General features: G+C 49.2%; 13 protein-coding genes and 1 pseudogene. 12 read left to right on the top strand and 2 right to left on the bottom strand.

The window, feature by feature from the left end; genetic code table 11:
- Positions 1–88: 88 nt before the first annotated feature.
- Both DWZ16_RS07565 and DWZ16_RS07570 read right to left on the bottom strand, forming a co-directional pair.
- Positions 89–778 (bottom strand): response regulator, encoded by a 690-nt coding sequence (locus DWZ16_RS07565; protein WP_117795944.1) that lies wholly within the window; start codon positions 776–778, stop codon positions 89–91.
- Positions 771–2,426: an ATP-binding protein gene (locus DWZ16_RS07570; protein WP_107001071.1), complete on the bottom strand. Its 1,656-nt coding sequence runs from the start codon at positions 2,424–2,426 to the stop codon at positions 771–773. Before DWZ16_RS07570 ends, DWZ16_RS07565 begins: the two co-directional genes overlap by 8 nt.
- A 539-nt stretch (positions 2,427–2,965) precedes the next feature.
- Between DWZ16_RS07570 and gap the strand changes: the two genes are divergently transcribed.
- From gap to bioA, 12 genes and pseudogenes are all read left to right on the top strand, one after another.
- Entirely contained in the window at positions 2,966–3,979 is a 1,014-nt protein-coding gene (gap, locus tag DWZ16_RS07575; protein ID WP_022359484.1) for a type I glyceraldehyde-3-phosphate dehydrogenase, read from the top strand.
- A gap of 103 nt (positions 3,980–4,082) precedes the next feature.
- On the top strand, positions 4,083–5,288 hold the full coding sequence (locus DWZ16_RS07580) for a phosphoglycerate kinase (protein ID WP_118492330.1): 1,206 nt from the start codon (positions 4,083–4,085) through the stop codon (positions 5,286–5,288).
- Between the two features lie 24 nt (positions 5,289–5,312).
- Positions 5,313–6,062 (top strand): triose-phosphate isomerase, encoded by a 750-nt coding sequence (tpiA, locus tag DWZ16_RS07585; protein ID WP_022359187.1) that lies wholly within the window; start codon positions 5,313–5,315, stop codon positions 6,060–6,062.
- Positions 6,063–6,228: 166 nt separating this feature from the next.
- Positions 6,229–7,769, top strand: a pseudogene (gpmI, locus tag DWZ16_RS07590) (2,3-bisphosphoglycerate-independent phosphoglycerate mutase).
- 336 nt (positions 7,770–8,105) lie between these two features.
- On the top strand, positions 8,106–8,981 hold the full coding sequence (locus tag DWZ16_RS07595) for a DegV family protein (protein WP_118522567.1): 876 nt from the start codon (positions 8,106–8,108) through the stop codon (positions 8,979–8,981).
- Between the two features lie 108 nt (positions 8,982–9,089).
- A complete protein-coding gene (locus DWZ16_RS16085) occupies positions 9,090–9,386 on the top strand; it encodes a hypothetical protein (protein ID WP_243021957.1) in 297 nt (98 codons plus the stop codon).
- Positions 9,386–10,540 (top strand): HAMP domain-containing sensor histidine kinase, encoded by a 1,155-nt coding sequence (locus DWZ16_RS07600; protein ID WP_243021958.1) that lies wholly within the window; start codon positions 9,386–9,388, stop codon positions 10,538–10,540. The genes DWZ16_RS16085 and DWZ16_RS07600 overlap by 1 nt, the downstream gene beginning before the upstream one ends.
- Positions 10,541–10,803: 263 nt before the next feature.
- Positions 10,804–11,766: a GerMN domain-containing protein gene (locus DWZ16_RS07605; protein ID WP_117795940.1), complete on the top strand. Its 963-nt coding sequence runs from the start codon at positions 10,804–10,806 to the stop codon at positions 11,764–11,766.
- Between the two features lie 86 nt (positions 11,767–11,852).
- Positions 11,853–14,450 carry a ComEC/Rec2 family competence protein gene (locus DWZ16_RS07610; RefSeq protein ID WP_147353405.1) on the top strand — a complete coding sequence of 866 codons (2,598 nt, stop codon included), beginning with the start codon at positions 11,853–11,855 and terminating at the stop codon, positions 14,448–14,450.
- A 233-nt stretch (positions 14,451–14,683) separates the two neighbouring features.
- Entirely contained in the window at positions 14,684–15,232 is a 549-nt protein-coding gene (locus tag DWZ16_RS07615) for a biotin transporter BioY (RefSeq protein WP_233430256.1), read from the top strand.
- Between the two features lie 3 nt (positions 15,233–15,235).
- Positions 15,236–15,919: a dethiobiotin synthase gene (gene bioD / locus DWZ16_RS07620; protein ID WP_118471986.1), complete on the top strand. Its 684-nt coding sequence runs from the start codon at positions 15,236–15,238 to the stop codon at positions 15,917–15,919.
- Positions 15,920–15,945: 26 nt separating this feature from the next.
- Positions 15,946–17,148 (top strand): adenosylmethionine--8-amino-7-oxononanoate transaminase, encoded by a 1,203-nt coding sequence (gene bioA, locus DWZ16_RS07625; RefSeq protein WP_118522547.1) that lies wholly within the window; start codon positions 15,946–15,948, stop codon positions 17,146–17,148.
- Positions 17,149–17,218 lie beyond the last annotated feature (70 nt).

The following is a 17,218-nucleotide window of genomic DNA, read 5'->3' on the forward strand; positions in this document are numbered from 1 at the left end:
TATAGATACGGTTCTATGATGAATCTGTACAGCTGCAGCCGCGAAAAGACAGGAAAAACCTGAATATTGCTGGAAAACGAAGTGGTTCTTATTTTCCGGAATATCTATATTTAATAGAAGGGCGTCCACCGGTCTGGTAATCGATCATGCTGACCAGTTCGTTGGTTTCGACTAAGTAATTTAAGTACCGCCGGACTGTAATACGGGACAAATGAACCTGTTCCGAAATCTGTTCGCTGGACCAGACCTCCTCCGGATGTTCGGAGAGAAAGAGACGGATCAGTCCAAGGGTGCGTTCATTTAGGCCCTTTGTCAGCGGAGCGCTCTGGGAGGAGACATCCGGGACGGAGAAGAGGCGGTCGATCTCCGCCTGTCCCAGGTCAGAAGCGGACGCCGATGTTTTCAATTCCTCCTGACGTTTCGCAAATCGTTCCAGGGCAGCTTTGAAACGGTCATATTCAAATGGTTTGACGAGATAATCGGTGACGCCGCGGGATATAAGCCGGCGGACGGTCTCTGCGTCGTTGGCAGAGGTTACCATGATGATTGCAGGGGTCATGCCAGCCGCGTGGAGCTGGTCGATAAATTCGTCGCCGTTCATCTGAGGCGTGTAGTAGTCGAGAATAATCAGGTCAACCGTGCAGTTCTGCAGATACTGCAGGGCAAGGATGCCGTTTTTGAAAGTTGCCTCCACGTGAAAAGAGGAGGTCAGCTCGACATACTGTTTATTGATGGATGCAACCATCGGATCATCTTCTATAATAATGACTTTATACATTAGATTCTGTCTCCTTTCGGGTAAATGTCAGGGTGAAGCAGGTGCCCTCGCCAGGCTCTGTGTCAATATCGATGGTTCCGCCGTACTCCTCCATCAGCTCATGAACCAGGAAAAGCCCGGTTCCGCGGTTCTCGCCCTTGGAGGAAACACCTTTTTCGAAAATATGATCGAGCAGCTCCGGCTGTATGCCGTGCCCGGTGTCCTCGCAGGTGATGATGTTGACGTCTGGGCGGCAGTAGATGCCGATGTGGATCTCGCGCGGGCTTTCAGATGCGTTAATGACATCCGGACTGGCGGTGTGATCGTGGCTTAGCTCTTCAATGGCATTTTCCATCAGATTGCCGAGAATGGTGACAAATCCTTCCACCGGGATCAGCAGATCATGGTCGCGGCAGGTGCTGTCGGCGCTGACCTGCAGGCGGATGCCAAGCTCGGCGGCGTGCATCATTTTCCCGATCACAAGCGCACAGATTTTCGGAACGCGGATGCAGTTGGCTGTCTCACGGACGGACTGGCTGGAGACAAGGCTGCTGTTGGTGATAAAATTCATCGCCTGCTGAATCTCCCCGGTCTGTAGGTAGCCGAGAATGATGTGCAGCTTATTTAAAAATTCATGGTTGAACGCGCGCAGCGTGTCCAACATATTGTGGGCGCCGGAAAGCTCGTCGGAGAGACGCAGGAGGTCGGTGCGGTCAAATAAAACGATCAGGACACCTCGGCGCGCCTGTTTACCGCGTCCATGGATCGGCACCTCCTTGACGATGAGCTGGCGTCCGGCGAAGCTGATGCTCTCGTGCGTTACACTTTCGCCGGTTTTTATGACCTGATCGAATGAGGTCTGTGGAAACAATTCCTGAATCGTTAAGTGGGTGAGCGGAGGTTCGTTTGCAGGACGACCGAGTATCGTGGAAACTTTCTGGTTGGCAAAGAGAATTCTGCCGTCCAGATCGGTTGCGGCAAGTCCCTCGTCGATCATATTCATGACCTCATCCTGGCGGGTATAAATATTGACGAGTTCTTCCGGGTCATATCCCAACAGGGAGTCGCGCAGCAGGGAGAACATTGTGTGCGTCAGGGAAATGCTGACGATCATCATGATCAGGAATATAATTATATAAAAGAACAGCAGACTGCGGTGCTGGGCTGACAGAGTAGCGGTGAACAGGGAAACCATCACAAAACCGACGATCTCTCCGTCGCTGTTTTTTACTGCGTGAAAGGCGCGCCGCTGCATGCCGTGCGTGCCGTAGCCGGTTGTGATATATGGATCGCTTCCTGCCAGAATAGCGTCCTCGTCACCTGCCACGTAGGAATCGCCGGTTTTCAGACGGTTCGTGTGGTAAAAGCGCAGTCCGTTTTTATCACTGATGAGGATGACATTGATATCTGGTATATTCAAAGAAAGAGAATCCAGGTCGCGGGTCACGGTGGAATCAGGATAGCCGTTTTCCAGCATGGCGGCGACATCCGGAATTGCAGCAATATAAGAAGCAGTACCGCTGATCAGCTTGTCCATATCCTTTCGCTGCCTGGAAATATCAAAAAACAGAGTAAAACCAAGTGAGATGAGCACCAGGGTAGCGGAAAGGAGCAGAAAGGATCGGTACAGATTCTGTTCCAGCGCTGATTTTCCTTCCTTTATCTTCATATATAAAACCTCCGGAATTTATTTGATGTAGGAAATGAGTTGATCCAGTCTGCAAAATGTGTAAACCAAAACGATGATTAAAGTTATTATAGTAAAAAAAGAAACGATCTGCAAGAAAGTGTGGAGGTTTACAAGACGCCGGATGGCGAATTGCAAAGTGGCCGGGTTATTGTTCGCGGGTAGGCACTTTTGGAACCAAAAGTGCCGTAAGAAAACGTGGTGGTAGCAGGAATTTGCCGTATTCAAATGCGAAGCCACGGAAAAAGGTTGAAAAACAAGAAGAGATCGATTAAAATGAAAATAGTTCGAATTAGAGCATTTGGTTAAAAAATTATGCAAAATTAAGGCTGTCAGCACAAAATTCCATTTAAGATATGACAATCCGTCGAAGTTGTGCGCGGTAAGGGAGAGAATACTGAATATTTGCTGCAAAATTTACAAAAAACCACTTGCTATTTTAGGAAAAGTTGGGTACAATACAAACAGGGTTGATTAATATTTAACAATCATGAAGATGAATTTCTAGGAGGAATGAGATCATGGCAGTAAAAGTTGCAATTAATGGTTTTGGTCGTATTGGTCGTCTGGCTTTCAGACAGATGTTTGGCGCTGAGGGTTACGAAGTCGTAGCTATCAACGATCTGACAAATCCGAAAATGTTAGCTCACCTGTTAAAGTATGATTCTGCTCAGGGCAGATACGATGGACATACGGTAGAAGCTGGCGAAGATTATATTGTAGTAGATGGCAAGAAGATTACTATCTACGCAAAGGCAAACGCTGCTGAACTTCCGTGGGGCGAGATTGGTGTAGACGTAGTTCTGGAGTGTACCGGATTCTATACATCCAAGGCAAAAGCACAGGCACATATCGATGCAGGCGCTAAGAAAGTCGTTATCTCCGCACCGGCAGGCAATGACCTTCCGACTATCGTATACAATGTAAACCACAAGACACTGAAACCGGAAGATAAGATTATCTCCGCAGCATCCTGTACAACTAACTGCCTGGCTCCGATGGCTAAGGCATTAAACGACTATGCTCCGATTCAGTCCGGTATCATGTCCACCATTCACGCTTACACAGGCGATCAGATGATTCTGGACGGACCGCACAGAAAAGGCGATTTAAGAAGAGCAAGAGCAGGCGCTGTCAACATCGTTCCGAACTCCACCGGTGCTGCAAAAGCGATCGGTCTGGTTATTCCGGAATTAAACGGCAAGCTCATCGGTTCCGCACAGCGTGTTCCGGTTCCGACTGGTTCCACTACCATTCTGACAGCCGTTGTTAAGAAAGCTGACGTTACCAAGGAAGCTATCAACGAGGCTATGAAGGCAGCTCAGACTGAGTCCTTCGGCTACAACGAGGATGAGATCGTTTCTTCCGATATCGTAGGTATCCGCTATGGTTCCCTGTTTGATTCTACACAGACTATGGTATCTCCGATCGGTGATGACTTATATCAGGTACAGGTTGTTTCCTGGTATGACAACGAGAACTCCTACACAAGCCAGATGGTTCGTACAATCAAATACTTCGCAGAGCTGGCATAATTTTATCGATTCGATAGAAAATCATAAGGATTCAAGATGGGTCCGGTCCTCGGTCGGGACCGGACCTGTTTTTTATTCTTTTATAATGTAAAGGAGACAGGATATGCTGAATAAAAAATCCGTGGATGATATCAATGTAAAGGGCAAACGCGTTCTGGTACGCTGTGATTTCAACGTACCGTTAAAAGAAGGAAAGATCACCGATGAAAACCGTCTGGTGGCAGCGCTTCCGACGATCAAAAAACTGATTGCGGACGGCGGAAAGGTAATTCTCTGCTCCCATCTTGGCAAACCGAAGGGAGAGCCGAAGCCGGAGCTGTCTCTGGCACCGGTAGCCGTTCGTCTGTCTGAACTTCTGGGACAGGAAGTGAAATTTGCAGCCGATCCGGAAGTGGTTGGACCGAACGCAAAGGCAGCCGTTGAGGCGATGAAGGATGGCGAGGTTGTTCTGCTTGAGAACACCCGTTACCGTGCCGAGGAAACCAAGAACGGTGAGGCGTTCAGCAAGGATCTGGCATCCCTGTGTGATGTCTATGTGGACGATGCATTTGGTACTGCACACCGCGCACACTGCTCAAACGTAGGCGTGACCCAGTATGTGGATACCGCAGTAGTTGGTTACCTGATGCAGAAAGAGATCGATTTCCTTGGAAATGCAGTGGATAACCCGGTTCGCCCGTTCGTTGCCATTTTAGGCGGCGCGAAGGTAGCAGATAAATTAAACGTTATCTCAAACCTGCTGGAGAAGTGCGACACGCTGATCATCGGCGGCGGCATGGCATTTACCTTCTTAAAAGCACAGGGCAAGGAGATTGGTAAATCCTTAGTCGATGATACAAAGTTAGATTATTGCCGTGAGATGGTAGAGAAGGCGGCGAAGCTTGGCAAGAAACTGCTTCTTCCGGTTGATGCAGCTGTAGCAGCATCCTTCCCGGATCCGATTGATGCACCGATCGAGGTACAGAATGTATCGGTTGACGCTATCCCGGCTGACACGATGGGACTTGACATAGGACCGGAAACTGCAAAGCTGTATGCAGACACCGTAAAATCTGCTAAGACAGTTGTATGGAACGGACCGATGGGTGTATTTGAGAACCCGACTCTTGCCCAGGGTACAATCGCAGTTGCAAAAGCACTGGCAGACACCGAAGCGACCACGATCATCGGCGGCGGCGATTCTGCAGCAGCGGTCAACCAGCTTGGATTTGGCGACAAGATGACCCATATTTCTACCGGCGGCGGCGCTTCCCTGGAATTCTTAGAGGGAAAGGAGCTTCCGGGCGTAGCGGCAGCGAATGATAAATAAATAGAAAAGAGGAATAGAATAGTCATGGCTAGAAGAAAGATCGTAGCAGGCAACTGGAAAATGAACATGACGCCGTCGGAGGCAGTAGCTCTGGTAGAGCTTCTGAAGCCGCTCGTTGTTTCGGAAGATGTAGACGTTGTATTCTGCGTACCGGCGATTGATATTATCCCGGTTGTAAAAGCGTGCGAGGGAACCAACATCGCAGTCGGCGCTGAAAATATGTATTTCGAGGAGAAAGGTGCTTACACCGGCGAGATTTCCCCGAATATGCTGACCGATGCAGGCGTTAAATACGTGATTATCGGACATTCCGAGCGCAGAGAATACTTTGCAGAGACCGATGAGACGGTCAATAAGAAGGTACTGAAAGCATTTGAGCACGGTCTGACCCCGATCATCTGCTGCGGCGAGACTCTGACCCAGAGAGAGCAGGGCATCACGCTTGACTGGATCCGCCAGCAGATCAAGATCGCATTCCAGAATGTGACCGCAGAGCAGGCAAAGACAGCTGTGATTGCATACGAGCCAATCTGGGCGATCGGTACCGGCAAGGTAGCGACCACCGAGCAGGCTGAGGAAGTGTGCGGCGCGATCCGTGCGTGCATCAAGGAAGTGTACGATGAGGCGACCGCAGAGGCGATCCGCATTCAGTACGGCGGTTCCGTATCTGCAGCATCGGCTCCGGAGCTGTTTGCACAGCCGGATATCGATGGTGGTCTGGTAGGCGGCGCATCCTTAAAGGCAGATTTTGGAAAGATTGTAAATTATAAATAAGAGATGAGAAAAAGGGGGCTGTCGCACGTGTGAGGCGTGGCAGTCCCCTTTTTGCCAGTAAAAAAAGAAGGTGAAAGTTTTGACCTGAAACAATCAAAATTGTTGGTTCATCCGATTGTTTCAGAAAAAACGGTTCATTTCATGGAAGGAAAGGAAGAAGAAAGAGATGAAAAAAAAGCCAACCGTATTAATGATTCTCGATGGATACGGCATGAGAGATACCTGTGAGCACAATGCCGTATGTGAGGCGAAGACACCGATCATGGATCAGCTGATGAGCCAGTGCCCGTTTGTGCGCGGCAATGCCAGCGGTCTGGCGGTCGGTCTGCCGGACGGACAGATGGGTAACTCGGAGGTTGGACATTTAAATATGGGTGCCGGACGTATCGTATACCAGGAGCTGACCCGTATCACGAAATCAATCGAGGATGGCGATTTCTTTGAAAATCCGGAATTTCTGGCAGCCGCAGACACCTGCAAGAAAAATGATTCCGCCCTGCATCTGTTCGGACTGGTATCAGACGGCGGCGTTCACAGCCATCTGACTCATTTATTCGGACTTCTGGAGTTCGCAAAACGTCAGGGACTTAAAAAAGTGTATGTGCACTGCTTCCTGGACGGACGTGATACACCGCCGACCTCCGGCAAGGAGTTCGTAGCAGAATTAGAGAAGAAGATGCAGCAGCTTGGCGTCGGCGAGGTGGCTTCCGTGATGGGACGCTACTATGCGATGGACCGTGATAAAAACTGGGATCGTGTCCAGAAAGCTTACGATGTGCTGACAAAGGCAGAGGGTGAGAAGGCAGAAAGTGCGTGTGCAGGCATTCAGGCATCCTATGATAAAGAGGTAAACGATGAGTTCGTCGTACCGTTCTATGTAGAGAAGGACGGAAAGCCGGTTGCCACGATTCAGGATGGCGATTCCGTCATTTTCTTCAACTTCCGTCCGGACCGTGCAAGAGAGATCACCCGCGCATTCTGCGATGAGGGATTTACCGGATTTGCGAGAGAGAAGAAGCTTGACCTGACGTTTGTATGCTTTACCGATTACGATGAGACGATCGGGAACAAGCTGATTGCGTTCAAGAAGGAAGAGATTAAGAACACGTTTGGAGAGTTCCTGGCGGCGCACCATATGACGCAGGCACGTATCGCCGAGACCGAGAAATATGCACACGTAACATTTTTCTTCAACGGCGGCGTGGAAGAGCCGAACGAGGGCGAGGACCGCATTCTGGTTCCGTCTCCGAAGGAGGTTCCGACCTACGACCTGAAACCGGAGATGAGCGCACCGATCGTGTGCGATAAGCTGGTGGAGGCGATTGAGTCCGGCAAATATGATGTCATCATCATCAATTTTGCAAACCCGGATATGGTAGGTCACACGGGCGTGGAGTCGGCTGCGATCAAGGCGATTGAGACCGTCGATGCCTGCGTAGGACGTGCAGTTGAAGCCATCAAGCAGCCGGAGGTGTTCTCTTTATCTGCGCCGATCACGGTAATGCAGAGGTGATGGTCGATGAGGCAACCGGCGAGCCGTGGACCGCTCATACGACCAATCAGGTACCGTTTGTCCTGGTCGGCGCTGACCCGGCGTACAAGCTGCGCGAGGGCGGACGCCTCTGCGATATTGTGCCGACGCTGATTGAACTGATGGGACTTGAGAAGCCGAAGGAGATGACGGGAGAGTCGCTGTTGGTGAAATAGGGAGAATTTTCGAATATATTAGGAAAGTATAAATATAACCGTCAATAAGAATCGGGAAAACTGCCATAAAGCAAGAAAAGATCATGAACAGAGAAATGGTCGGGGCTTGTTTTGTGGCAGTTTTTTGTTCACAGGTAGGAATTTTCTGAACTGAAAATCCCGTGAAAATCCCGTTACTTCTCTCTTCCATTTCATAAGAAAATAGGATAAAATAAAATCATCTATGTGAACCGCTCGGAGGCTGTTCCAGGGCAGACATTTTTAGAAAAGAAAGTGTTATGCGGAAAGGAAAATAGGATGGCAGCAGATTCACAGGGAAAACAGGAGGAAACAAGCATGAAGGTAGCGGTTGTTACAGACAGCAACAGCGGAATTACACAGGCACAGGCGAAAGAGATGGGCGTATATGTCCTGCCGATGCCGTTTATGATTGATGGAACCGAGTATCTGGAAGATATAAATTTGACACAGAAGGAATTTTATGAGCATCTGAGCGGGGATCACGATGTGAGCACATCCCAGCCGTCTCCGGAGACGATCTTAAATCTCTGGGAAAAACTTTTGGAGGAATACGATGCAGTTGTGCACATCCCGATGTCCAGCGGGCTTTCGAGCTCCTGCCAGACGGCAAAGATGCTGGCAGATGATTTCGATGGAAAAGTACAGGTGGCGGATAATCACAGGATTTCCGTGACCCAGCGCCGTTCGGTGCAGGATGCGCTTGACATGGCGGCAGCCGGCATGGACGCGGAGGCGATCTGCAAAAAGCTGGAAGAGACAGGTTTGGATTCAACTATTTATATCACGGTTGACACATTAAAATATCTGAAAAAGGGCGGTAGAATCACACCAGCAGCAGCAGCGCTCGGAACACTTCTCCGTTTAAAACCGGTTCTGACGATACAGGGCGAGAAGCTGGACGCATTTGCGAAGGCGCGGACGATGAAACAGGCGCGTTCCATGATGATCACGGCGATCACCCGCGATCTGGAAAATCAGTTTGATGATATGACGGGAGAAAAAACGTATATTGATGTAGCGCATACCGACAATGATGAGATGGCGCAGGAGCTGGCAGCCGAGCTTCGGGAACTTTTCCCGGAGACGGAAGTCCGTGTAGAGCCGCTGTCCTTAAGTGTAGCCTGCCATATCGGACCGGGAGCGCTGGCGATTGCGGCAACGAAGAAGCTTGAAATCGGATCGTTGTTGTGAAAAACGCAGTTACAGAGCAGCATTTCGGGGTTACAGTTCACAGCCAATGTCAGGAAGTTAAGCAACCCAAGTAAGAGCGCGTGAATTGTAATCGTTCAGGACAGGAACATGAGAAGAATAGCAGAACATAAAAGAAAGATATGGAAAGCGATGGAGCACACGATCGGGATGAGAATCCCTCTGTTCCTCGCCTTTCTGATTCTGACGCTGGTTCCGCTTCTGGTACAGGTTCGTTTTACATCGGGGTATTTTTACCAGAGCCACGTGGAAGAACGGATGGCGGAAGCGCAGAACCGGTGTCTGATTTTAGCAAACAAGATACGCAGCAGTGATTATATCAATGTACTGCTGTCGGGAAATCCCAATCCGGCGCTGGATGCGAACTTAGTACAACGGCGGATCTGATGAACGGAAGAATCGTGCTGGTGGACGACAGCTTTAAGATTTTGAAAGACACATTTGGTCTTTCCAGAGGGAAAACGCTGGTTGTATCGGATGTGTTAAAGGCATTTGACGGGGAAACTTCCAGCTATCTGAACCAGAAGAAAAAGTATTTCTATGTAGCGCAGCCGATTCAGGCAAAAAGCACGGATGCAGCGCCGATCGATTCGGATGTGGCAGCCGGAAATGGGAAAAATACGGCAGGCGTGCAGGGAGTCCTTCTTCTGATGGCGTCCACGGAAAATTCGGCGCTTTTGCAGGAGAAAATTGTGCAGAAGACGGGATTTTTGCAGCTCGTTATGTTCTGTTTTATTCTGATCGCAGATTTATTGGCGGCGGCTTGCCTGCTGAAACCATTCCGCCGCCTGCAGCAGCAGCTCGATATGGTGGCAGAGGGAAATCTGGATCAGGATATTGATGTAAAAACGTACCGGGAGACGCGGGACATTTCGGAGGCAGTCATGCAGACCATCCGGAAACTGAAAAACCTGGATCAGTCGCGTCAGGAGTTTGTTTCCAACGTGTCGCATGAGCTGAAAACACCGCTGACTTCGATAAGAGTGCTGGCGGATTCTCTGATGGGGATGGAGAACGCCCCGGCGGAGCTATATCAGGAGTTTATGCAGGATATTTCGGCGGAGATTGACCGCGAGGGCAAGATTATCGATGATCTGCTGACGTTAGTCAAAATGGATAAATCATCGCCGGATCTGAATATTGCCCAGACTTCGATCAATGGTCTTCTGGAACAGATTTTAAAACGTCTGACCCCGATCGCGAAGCGGCGGAACATTGAGATCACGTATGAGAGCAAGCGGGAAGTATCGGCGGATGTGGACGAGGTAAAATTGAGCCTGGCACTTTCGAACCTGGTGGAAAATGCGATCAAGTATAACCGCGAAGAGGGAAAAGTCTGGGTGACGCTGGATGCTGACCACAAGTTCTTTTATGTGAAGGTAGAGGATAATGGCGTGGGAATCCCGAAAGAATTCCAGGAGCGCGTATTTGAGCGTTTTTACCGTGTAGATAAGGCGCGCTCACGCGAGACAGGCGGTACCGGGCTGGGGCTTGCGATCACGAAGAATATTATTCTTCTTCATCAGGCGCGATCCGCCTGAAGAGTGAAGAAGGCAAGGGAGCAACCTTTACGGTGCGGATTCCGTTGAATTATATTCCGTAGACAGCGTGGTTCTGGGCGGTTTAGAGGTTCGAGATGGTTGCTGGTGCTGTAGTGTTCGAATATTTCGGTGTTTGAATGCTGCAGTGTTCGGATGTTTCAGTGTTTGAATGTTGCAGTATTTGAGGGTTGCAGTGTTCGAATGTGCGGTCAGGGCAATGTCTATTGTGAGATAGATTGCAAAATAACAACAGGAAATAATAAATGGAGAAAATAAGAAAAAAAAGCTCTGGAAAATGGGCAGGAAGCGTAAGTTTGTGGCTGATCCTTTGCCTGGCATGTCTGCTTCTTCTGAGCGGATGCCGAAAAAAAGAAGAGGTGCATCCGACGGCGGGTGAGGACGGCGTCTATCAGATTTATTATCTCAATTCGACGCGCACGGGGCTGGCGAGTGTTTCCTATCAGACGGAGACGGCGGACGCTGAGATCCTGATCGGGGAGCTGGCGGGGCAGATCCTTGCGGCACCGGAAAACCCGGAGTATCAGGCAGTTTTAAGCGATAAGGTTGAATTCCTGGATATTAACCGGGACAATAACGTGCTGACGCTGAATTTTAATCAGGAATATATGAATATGAAAGCGTCGCGGGAGATTCTGTGCCGGGCGGCGCTGGCAAAGACCTTTACACAGGTAGAGGGAGTCGATTATATCAGCATTAATTGCGAGGGACAGCCGCTTCTGGACACGCATGGCAACCCGGTGGGCGCGATCGCAGGAAGTGATTTTGTAGACAGTATTTCGGATGTCAATTCGTATGAAAAAGTAGAGCTGACCCTGTATTTTGCCAATGAAGAAAAAGATGGTCTGGTGGCAGAAAAACGGGAAGTATTTCACAGTATGAACACGTCGCTGGAACGCCTGGTAGTGGAACAGCTGCTGGCAGGTTCCCAGAATGGCGGGCTTTCAGTGATGCCGAAAAATACAAAGGTATTAAACGTATCACTGACAGATAATACCTGCTATGTCAACCTGGATAGCAGTTTTATTTCCGGGGATATCGATGTGGCGGAGTATATTCCGATTTACGCGATCGTTGATTCGCTGACAGAGCTTCAGACGGTAAATAAAGTACAGATCACGGTCAATGGCTCGGCAGATGTGACGTACCGGAATGTGATTTCGCTGGTGCAGCCTCTGGAGAGAGAGGAGAAGTATATTGTGAAGTAACTGTCAGACAGAATGTATATGCCATATTTGGAAGAGAGCAGCAATGGGATTTTGTTGATGTTTTGTAGAATACAGGAAAAGAGGAATTGAATATCAAACGACCGGTAATGTGGATGATGGTGGCTTTCGTACTTGGAGAGGTCGCAGCGTACCAGATGGGCATGACGGTGTGGTTTATAATTGCAGCAGCGTTTTTTGGGCTTGCAGTCATAAAAACAGCAGAAGGACGGGTAGATTCGGACTTTCAGACAGACGCAGAACGCGTCTGGAATTGGAAAGATCCGATGATGTGCCGTGTCTTTCTGCTGTTTTTCTGTTTCCTGGCAGGATGGGGACGGATGACGGTGGAAATGCGCCCGGATGCGCTGGAACGGATGGTAACGCAGAAGGGTGGTTCGGCAGAGGTGGCGGTATCTGGAACACTGGATTCTATTTCGGAAAAAAATGGGTGGTGTACGATGATTTTGACGGGGGTGGAGGTAGAGGATGAAAGTGTAAGAAAGGTACTGATATCGTGTAAAAGCGATTTACTGGAGATGTGTGAAGAGAAAATTCTGCCACCCTGCGGAAGTCAGATTCATCTGACGGGAACTGCTGAGTTTCTGGAAGAAGCGCGCAATCCGGGGCAGTTTTCGTATCGGATGTATTATCGGGGACTAGGAATCAGAAACCGGGTGACAGCGGATCGGATTTTTATTTCAGAAGGAAAAAGTTCCCCTCTCCGAAGTCAGGCAGAATGCTTCCGGGCGTACGCGACGGCTGTTTTTCAGGAAATCTGTGTTCCAGAAGATGCAGGGATTTTCCAGGCAATTTTGCTGGGGGATAAATCCGGGTTATCGGAAGAGCTGCGCGAACGGTTTCAGGATAATGGGATTGCACATATTTTGGCAGTCAGCGGGCTTCATGTCTCTTTGATTGGCATGAGCGTTTACAGCGTACTGCGTTTTGGGGGCATATCGTATGGATGGGCGGGACTGGGGGCTTCAGCGCTTCTTACCTTTTATGGTTTTGTAACCGGATTTGGAGCATCGGTATTCCGGGCGGTATTTATGGTAGAGGTGTCCTGTCTGGCGGCACATCTGGGGCGGAGTTACGATCTGCTGAGTGCGCTGTCGCTGTCTTTGATTTTACAGGCGTGGCAATCGCCGTATCTGCTCTTTTCGGCGGGATTGCAGCTTTCCTATGGCGCGGTTGCCGCGATTGGGCTGGAGACGGAGGAGCTGCGGAAAGTGGAAAAAAAGAGAAAAGAGGAGGAACAAGAGAAAGAAAAAAAGAAAGGATATGAAACACTCATGCTCAGCTTGGCAATTCAGCTTTATACGATGCCGATTCAGCTGTATCACTATTTTACATTTCCGATGTTGGGAATTTTTCTGAACCTGATCGTGATTCCGCTTCTCACGTATGCAGCCGGAAGCGGTCTGCTGGCGCTTGGAATTTACAGTATAGCGTTTGTGGGAGGAAAAATGGGGGGAATGGGCGGATGCAGCAGCATTGCGGGAGTGCTTTCGGCTTTTGGGGGTGCAGCATCAGGAATATCAGAAATACCAGAAATATTCAGAATAGCGGCAAGTGCATGTACGGGTCCGGGGCATTATATTTTTCAGTTGTATGAATGGCTTTGCATCCAGGTGGAACGCGTGCCGTTTCATTCCATCGTGGCAGGACGCCCGGAAATGTGGAAAATAGGGATGTTTTATGTGGCGCTGGGGATTCGATATGTGTGGAGTGTGGGAGAAGCAAGAGATAATTTAGAGAGAAAAGGGATTTTTCGGTTTCCAAAAGAATGGAATGCACCGGAAAAAAATAGTGTATTTATTGCTGTGGCGGTAGTCTTTTTAGTAGTTCAGCCTGTTCATGGCTTTCAGATCTGGTTTCTCGATGTAGGACAGGGCGACGGCGTCTTTCTGCGGACGCGGGATGAGGCAATTCTTTCGGACTGTGGCAGCAGCCAGGATAAAAAAATCGGGAAAAATGTGCTGGGACCATTTTTGAAAAGTCAGGGAATCCGCACGCTGGACTGGATTCTGGTCAGCCATGCGGATGCGGATCACACGAACGGGATCGAGTGGCTTTTGAAGGAGGAGGCAGATATCCGGGTGCGGAATCTGGCATTTCCGGCGGCGGGAAAAGGGCAGGAAGCATATAAAAAACTGGAAACTCTTGCGAGAAAACGGGGTGCGGAAGTCTATTATCTGCATCGGGGAGAAACGGTGCGGGCGAAAAGCCTGGCGCTTCGGTGCCTGTACCCGGAGTCGGGGGAAAAGCCAGTCGAGGAGCGAAATAGTCATTCACTGGTGTTTGATGTCACGTATGGAAAGTTTCGTATGCTTCTGACAGGAGATATTGGAGTGGAGGACGAAAGGAAGATTCTGGCGGTGGAAGAGGACAAAAAGAGGGAAAAAGTGACACTGTTAAAAGCTGCACACCATGGTTCGAACGGTTCCTCCTCAGAGGAGTTTTTGGAGTACTTTTCCCCAGCTTTCACGGTGCTCTCTTATGGAGAGGGAAATACTTACGGGCATCCGGCACCGGAGGCGGTGGAACGTTTGGAACAGACGGGAACGGAGATCTGGAGAACGGCGGATTCAGGGGCAGTGAATGTGTGGACGGACGGGAAACGTATGTATATCAAGGGATATAAGAAACAAGATTATGGGAAGGAAAGAGATAAAAACAGATAAAAAACTAATTGTTAACTATATAAAAATAATAGGTTGACAATAGAAAAGGCTATGTTATGCTTGCAATCAGTTCTGCATCTGTTTCGACTACCCGGGATCTGGAACGGCCGCTGCTGTTTTAGATGGTTGGAACAGGGGTTGCGGAGAGAAATTTATGTACATGTGCGAGAATAGAATGGCTTCGGATGCCTGAAATCATTCAGATAACCAAGGAGGAAAAAGGTTTGAAACACATGAAGACAAAGGATTTAGTTTTGTGCGCGATGTTTGTCGCACTGATTGCAGTGGGAGCATTTATCAAGATACCGGTTCCGGTGGTTCCATTTACATTGCAGTTTTTATTTACGATGCTGGCAGGTCTGCTTTTAGGTCCGGTCAACGGGGCGCTGGCGGTTGTGGTTTATATCGTATTAGGTTTAATTGGACTTCCGATTTTCACTCAGGGCGGCGGACCGGGATATATTTTCCAGCCGAGTTTTGGATATATCATCGGATTTGCGGTTGCGGCGTATGTGAATGGTAAGATTGCCAATGCCAAGACGCATCCGAGTTACCGGCGCCTGCTGGGAGCTAATTTTCTGGGACTTTTTATTGTCTATGCATTTGGAATGATTTATTACTACGTGATCAGTAATTTCTATCTGAATTCGCCGATCGGCGTAGGAGCGCTGTTTTTATATTGCTTTGTTCTGGCAGTTCCGGGCGATATCGTGCTCTGTATTGTGGCTGCCATCATAGGAAAACGGATGATTCCGCTGATTCAGGGAGGGAGACTTGGATAAAAGATGAGCAAGGGGATTTTTATAACAGGTACGGGAACGGATATTGGAAAAACGTATGTGACAGGATTGATTGTGAAAAAACTGCGGGAGAGCGGCGTGAATGCGGCGTATTATAAAGCGGCAATGAGCGGCAATGAGCGGCGTGCGGATGGAAGCCTGATTCCAGGAGATGCCCTGCAGGTAAAAACAATGTCGGGAATCGGGCAGCCGCTTGAGGAAATGTGTCCGTATGTGTACGAGACGGCGGTATCGCCGCATCTGGCATCCCGCCTCGAGGGCAACCCGGTCCAGATGGAACGGGTGCTGGAAGATTTTCACAAAGTCTGTGAAAAATATGAGTATGTGACGATGGAAGGAAGCGGCGGAATTCTCTGTCCACTCTGCATAGACGAGGCGGATATCCGTCTTCCAGAAGTAGTAAAAGCGTGCGGGCTTGGATGCCTGCTGATTGCGGATGCGGGGCTTGGGACGATCAATGGCGTGGGGCTTACTGCCTATTATCTGAAACAACAGGGAATTGCCCTGAAGGGAATTATTTTCAACCATTATGAGGCGGGAAATCTGCTTCATGAGGATAACCGGAAAATGTGTGAATATTACACGGGCGTTCCGGTGGTTGCCTGTGTGGCGGATGGAGATATGGAGCTTTCCATGGATGTGGAGACGCTGAAAGGGCTGTATGCGTAAGAAAGAAGATAAAAAGGAGAAGAAAAATGATCTGGTATCCATATGAACAGTTAAAAACAATGAAAGCACCTTATGAGATCGTGGATGCGAACGGGGTATATCTTTACACGAAGGATCAGAAGCTGATTGATTCGGTTTCGTCCTGGTGGAGTGTGATTCATGGATATAAACATCCGGTGATCAATCAGGCAATTATTTCACAGGTGGAAAAATTTTCTCATGTGATGCTGGGCGGGCTGACGCATGAGCCGGCGCGCAGACTTTCAGAAAAACTGGCGTCCTGGCTGCCGGGCGATCTGGACTACTGCTTTTTTTCAGATTCCGGCAGCGTGGCGGTTGAGGTAGCGCTGAAAATGGCGCTGCAGTATTATATGAACCGCGGTGATGAGAAGCGAACGATGATTCTGGCGCTGGAACACGCGTACCACGGCGATACCTTTAAGACGATGGAGGCAGGCGATGATGAGGACTACCATTTTGTGCTGAAAGCGTATGGTGCAAGCCCGTATGTGGTTCACATTCCGACTGAGATCCCGGCGCTGGAGAAAGCATTTGAACAGTATCATGACAAGTTGAACTGCGTGCTGGTGGAACCGCTTTTACAGGGCGCTGGCGGAATGCGGATGTACGATATTTCATTTTTGGAGAAGGCAAGGGAACTCTGTGATAAATACGGCGTGCTGCTGGTTTTTGATGAGGTGGCAACCGGATTTGGCAGAACCGGAAACCGCTTTGTGGCAGATCGGGTGCTTCCGGATATTCTGGTTCTCGGAAAGGCATTGACCGGCGGTTACATTGGTCATGCGGCGACTGTGGCAAATAAAAAGGTATTTGATGGATTTTTCGATGATAACCCGGAACATGCGCTGATGCACGGACCGACCTTCATGGGAAATGCCCTCGCGTGCAGTGCAGCGCTTGCCTCGATCGAGCTGTTTGAAACGCAGAACTACATGGAAAAGATTCAGAAGATCGAAGCCATCACCCGTCGGGAGATGGAAGGATTTACCGATCCAAGAATCAAGGAGGTCCGCATGATGGGCGGATGTGTCTGTGTCGAGGTATATGATTCGGCAGTCCTGAAAGGGTATCAGGAATATGCGTACAAACGCGGCGTGTTTAGCCGTCCGTTCTTAAATTATCTGTACGCGATGGTTCCGTATATTATCAAGGAAGAAGAGCTGGTGCAGGTGCTTCAGTGCATGAAAGACTGGTTTGCGCGGGGATAGGTAACGAAGAAACGTAACCGTTCACAGGCAGGAATTTTCTGAACTGAAAATCCCGTTACTGGGAACACAT

This window comes from Clostridium sp. AF29-8BH (genome assembly GCF_003478145.1).
Lineage (GTDB): Bacteria > Bacillota > Clostridia > Lachnospirales > Lachnospiraceae > Otoolea > Otoolea fessa.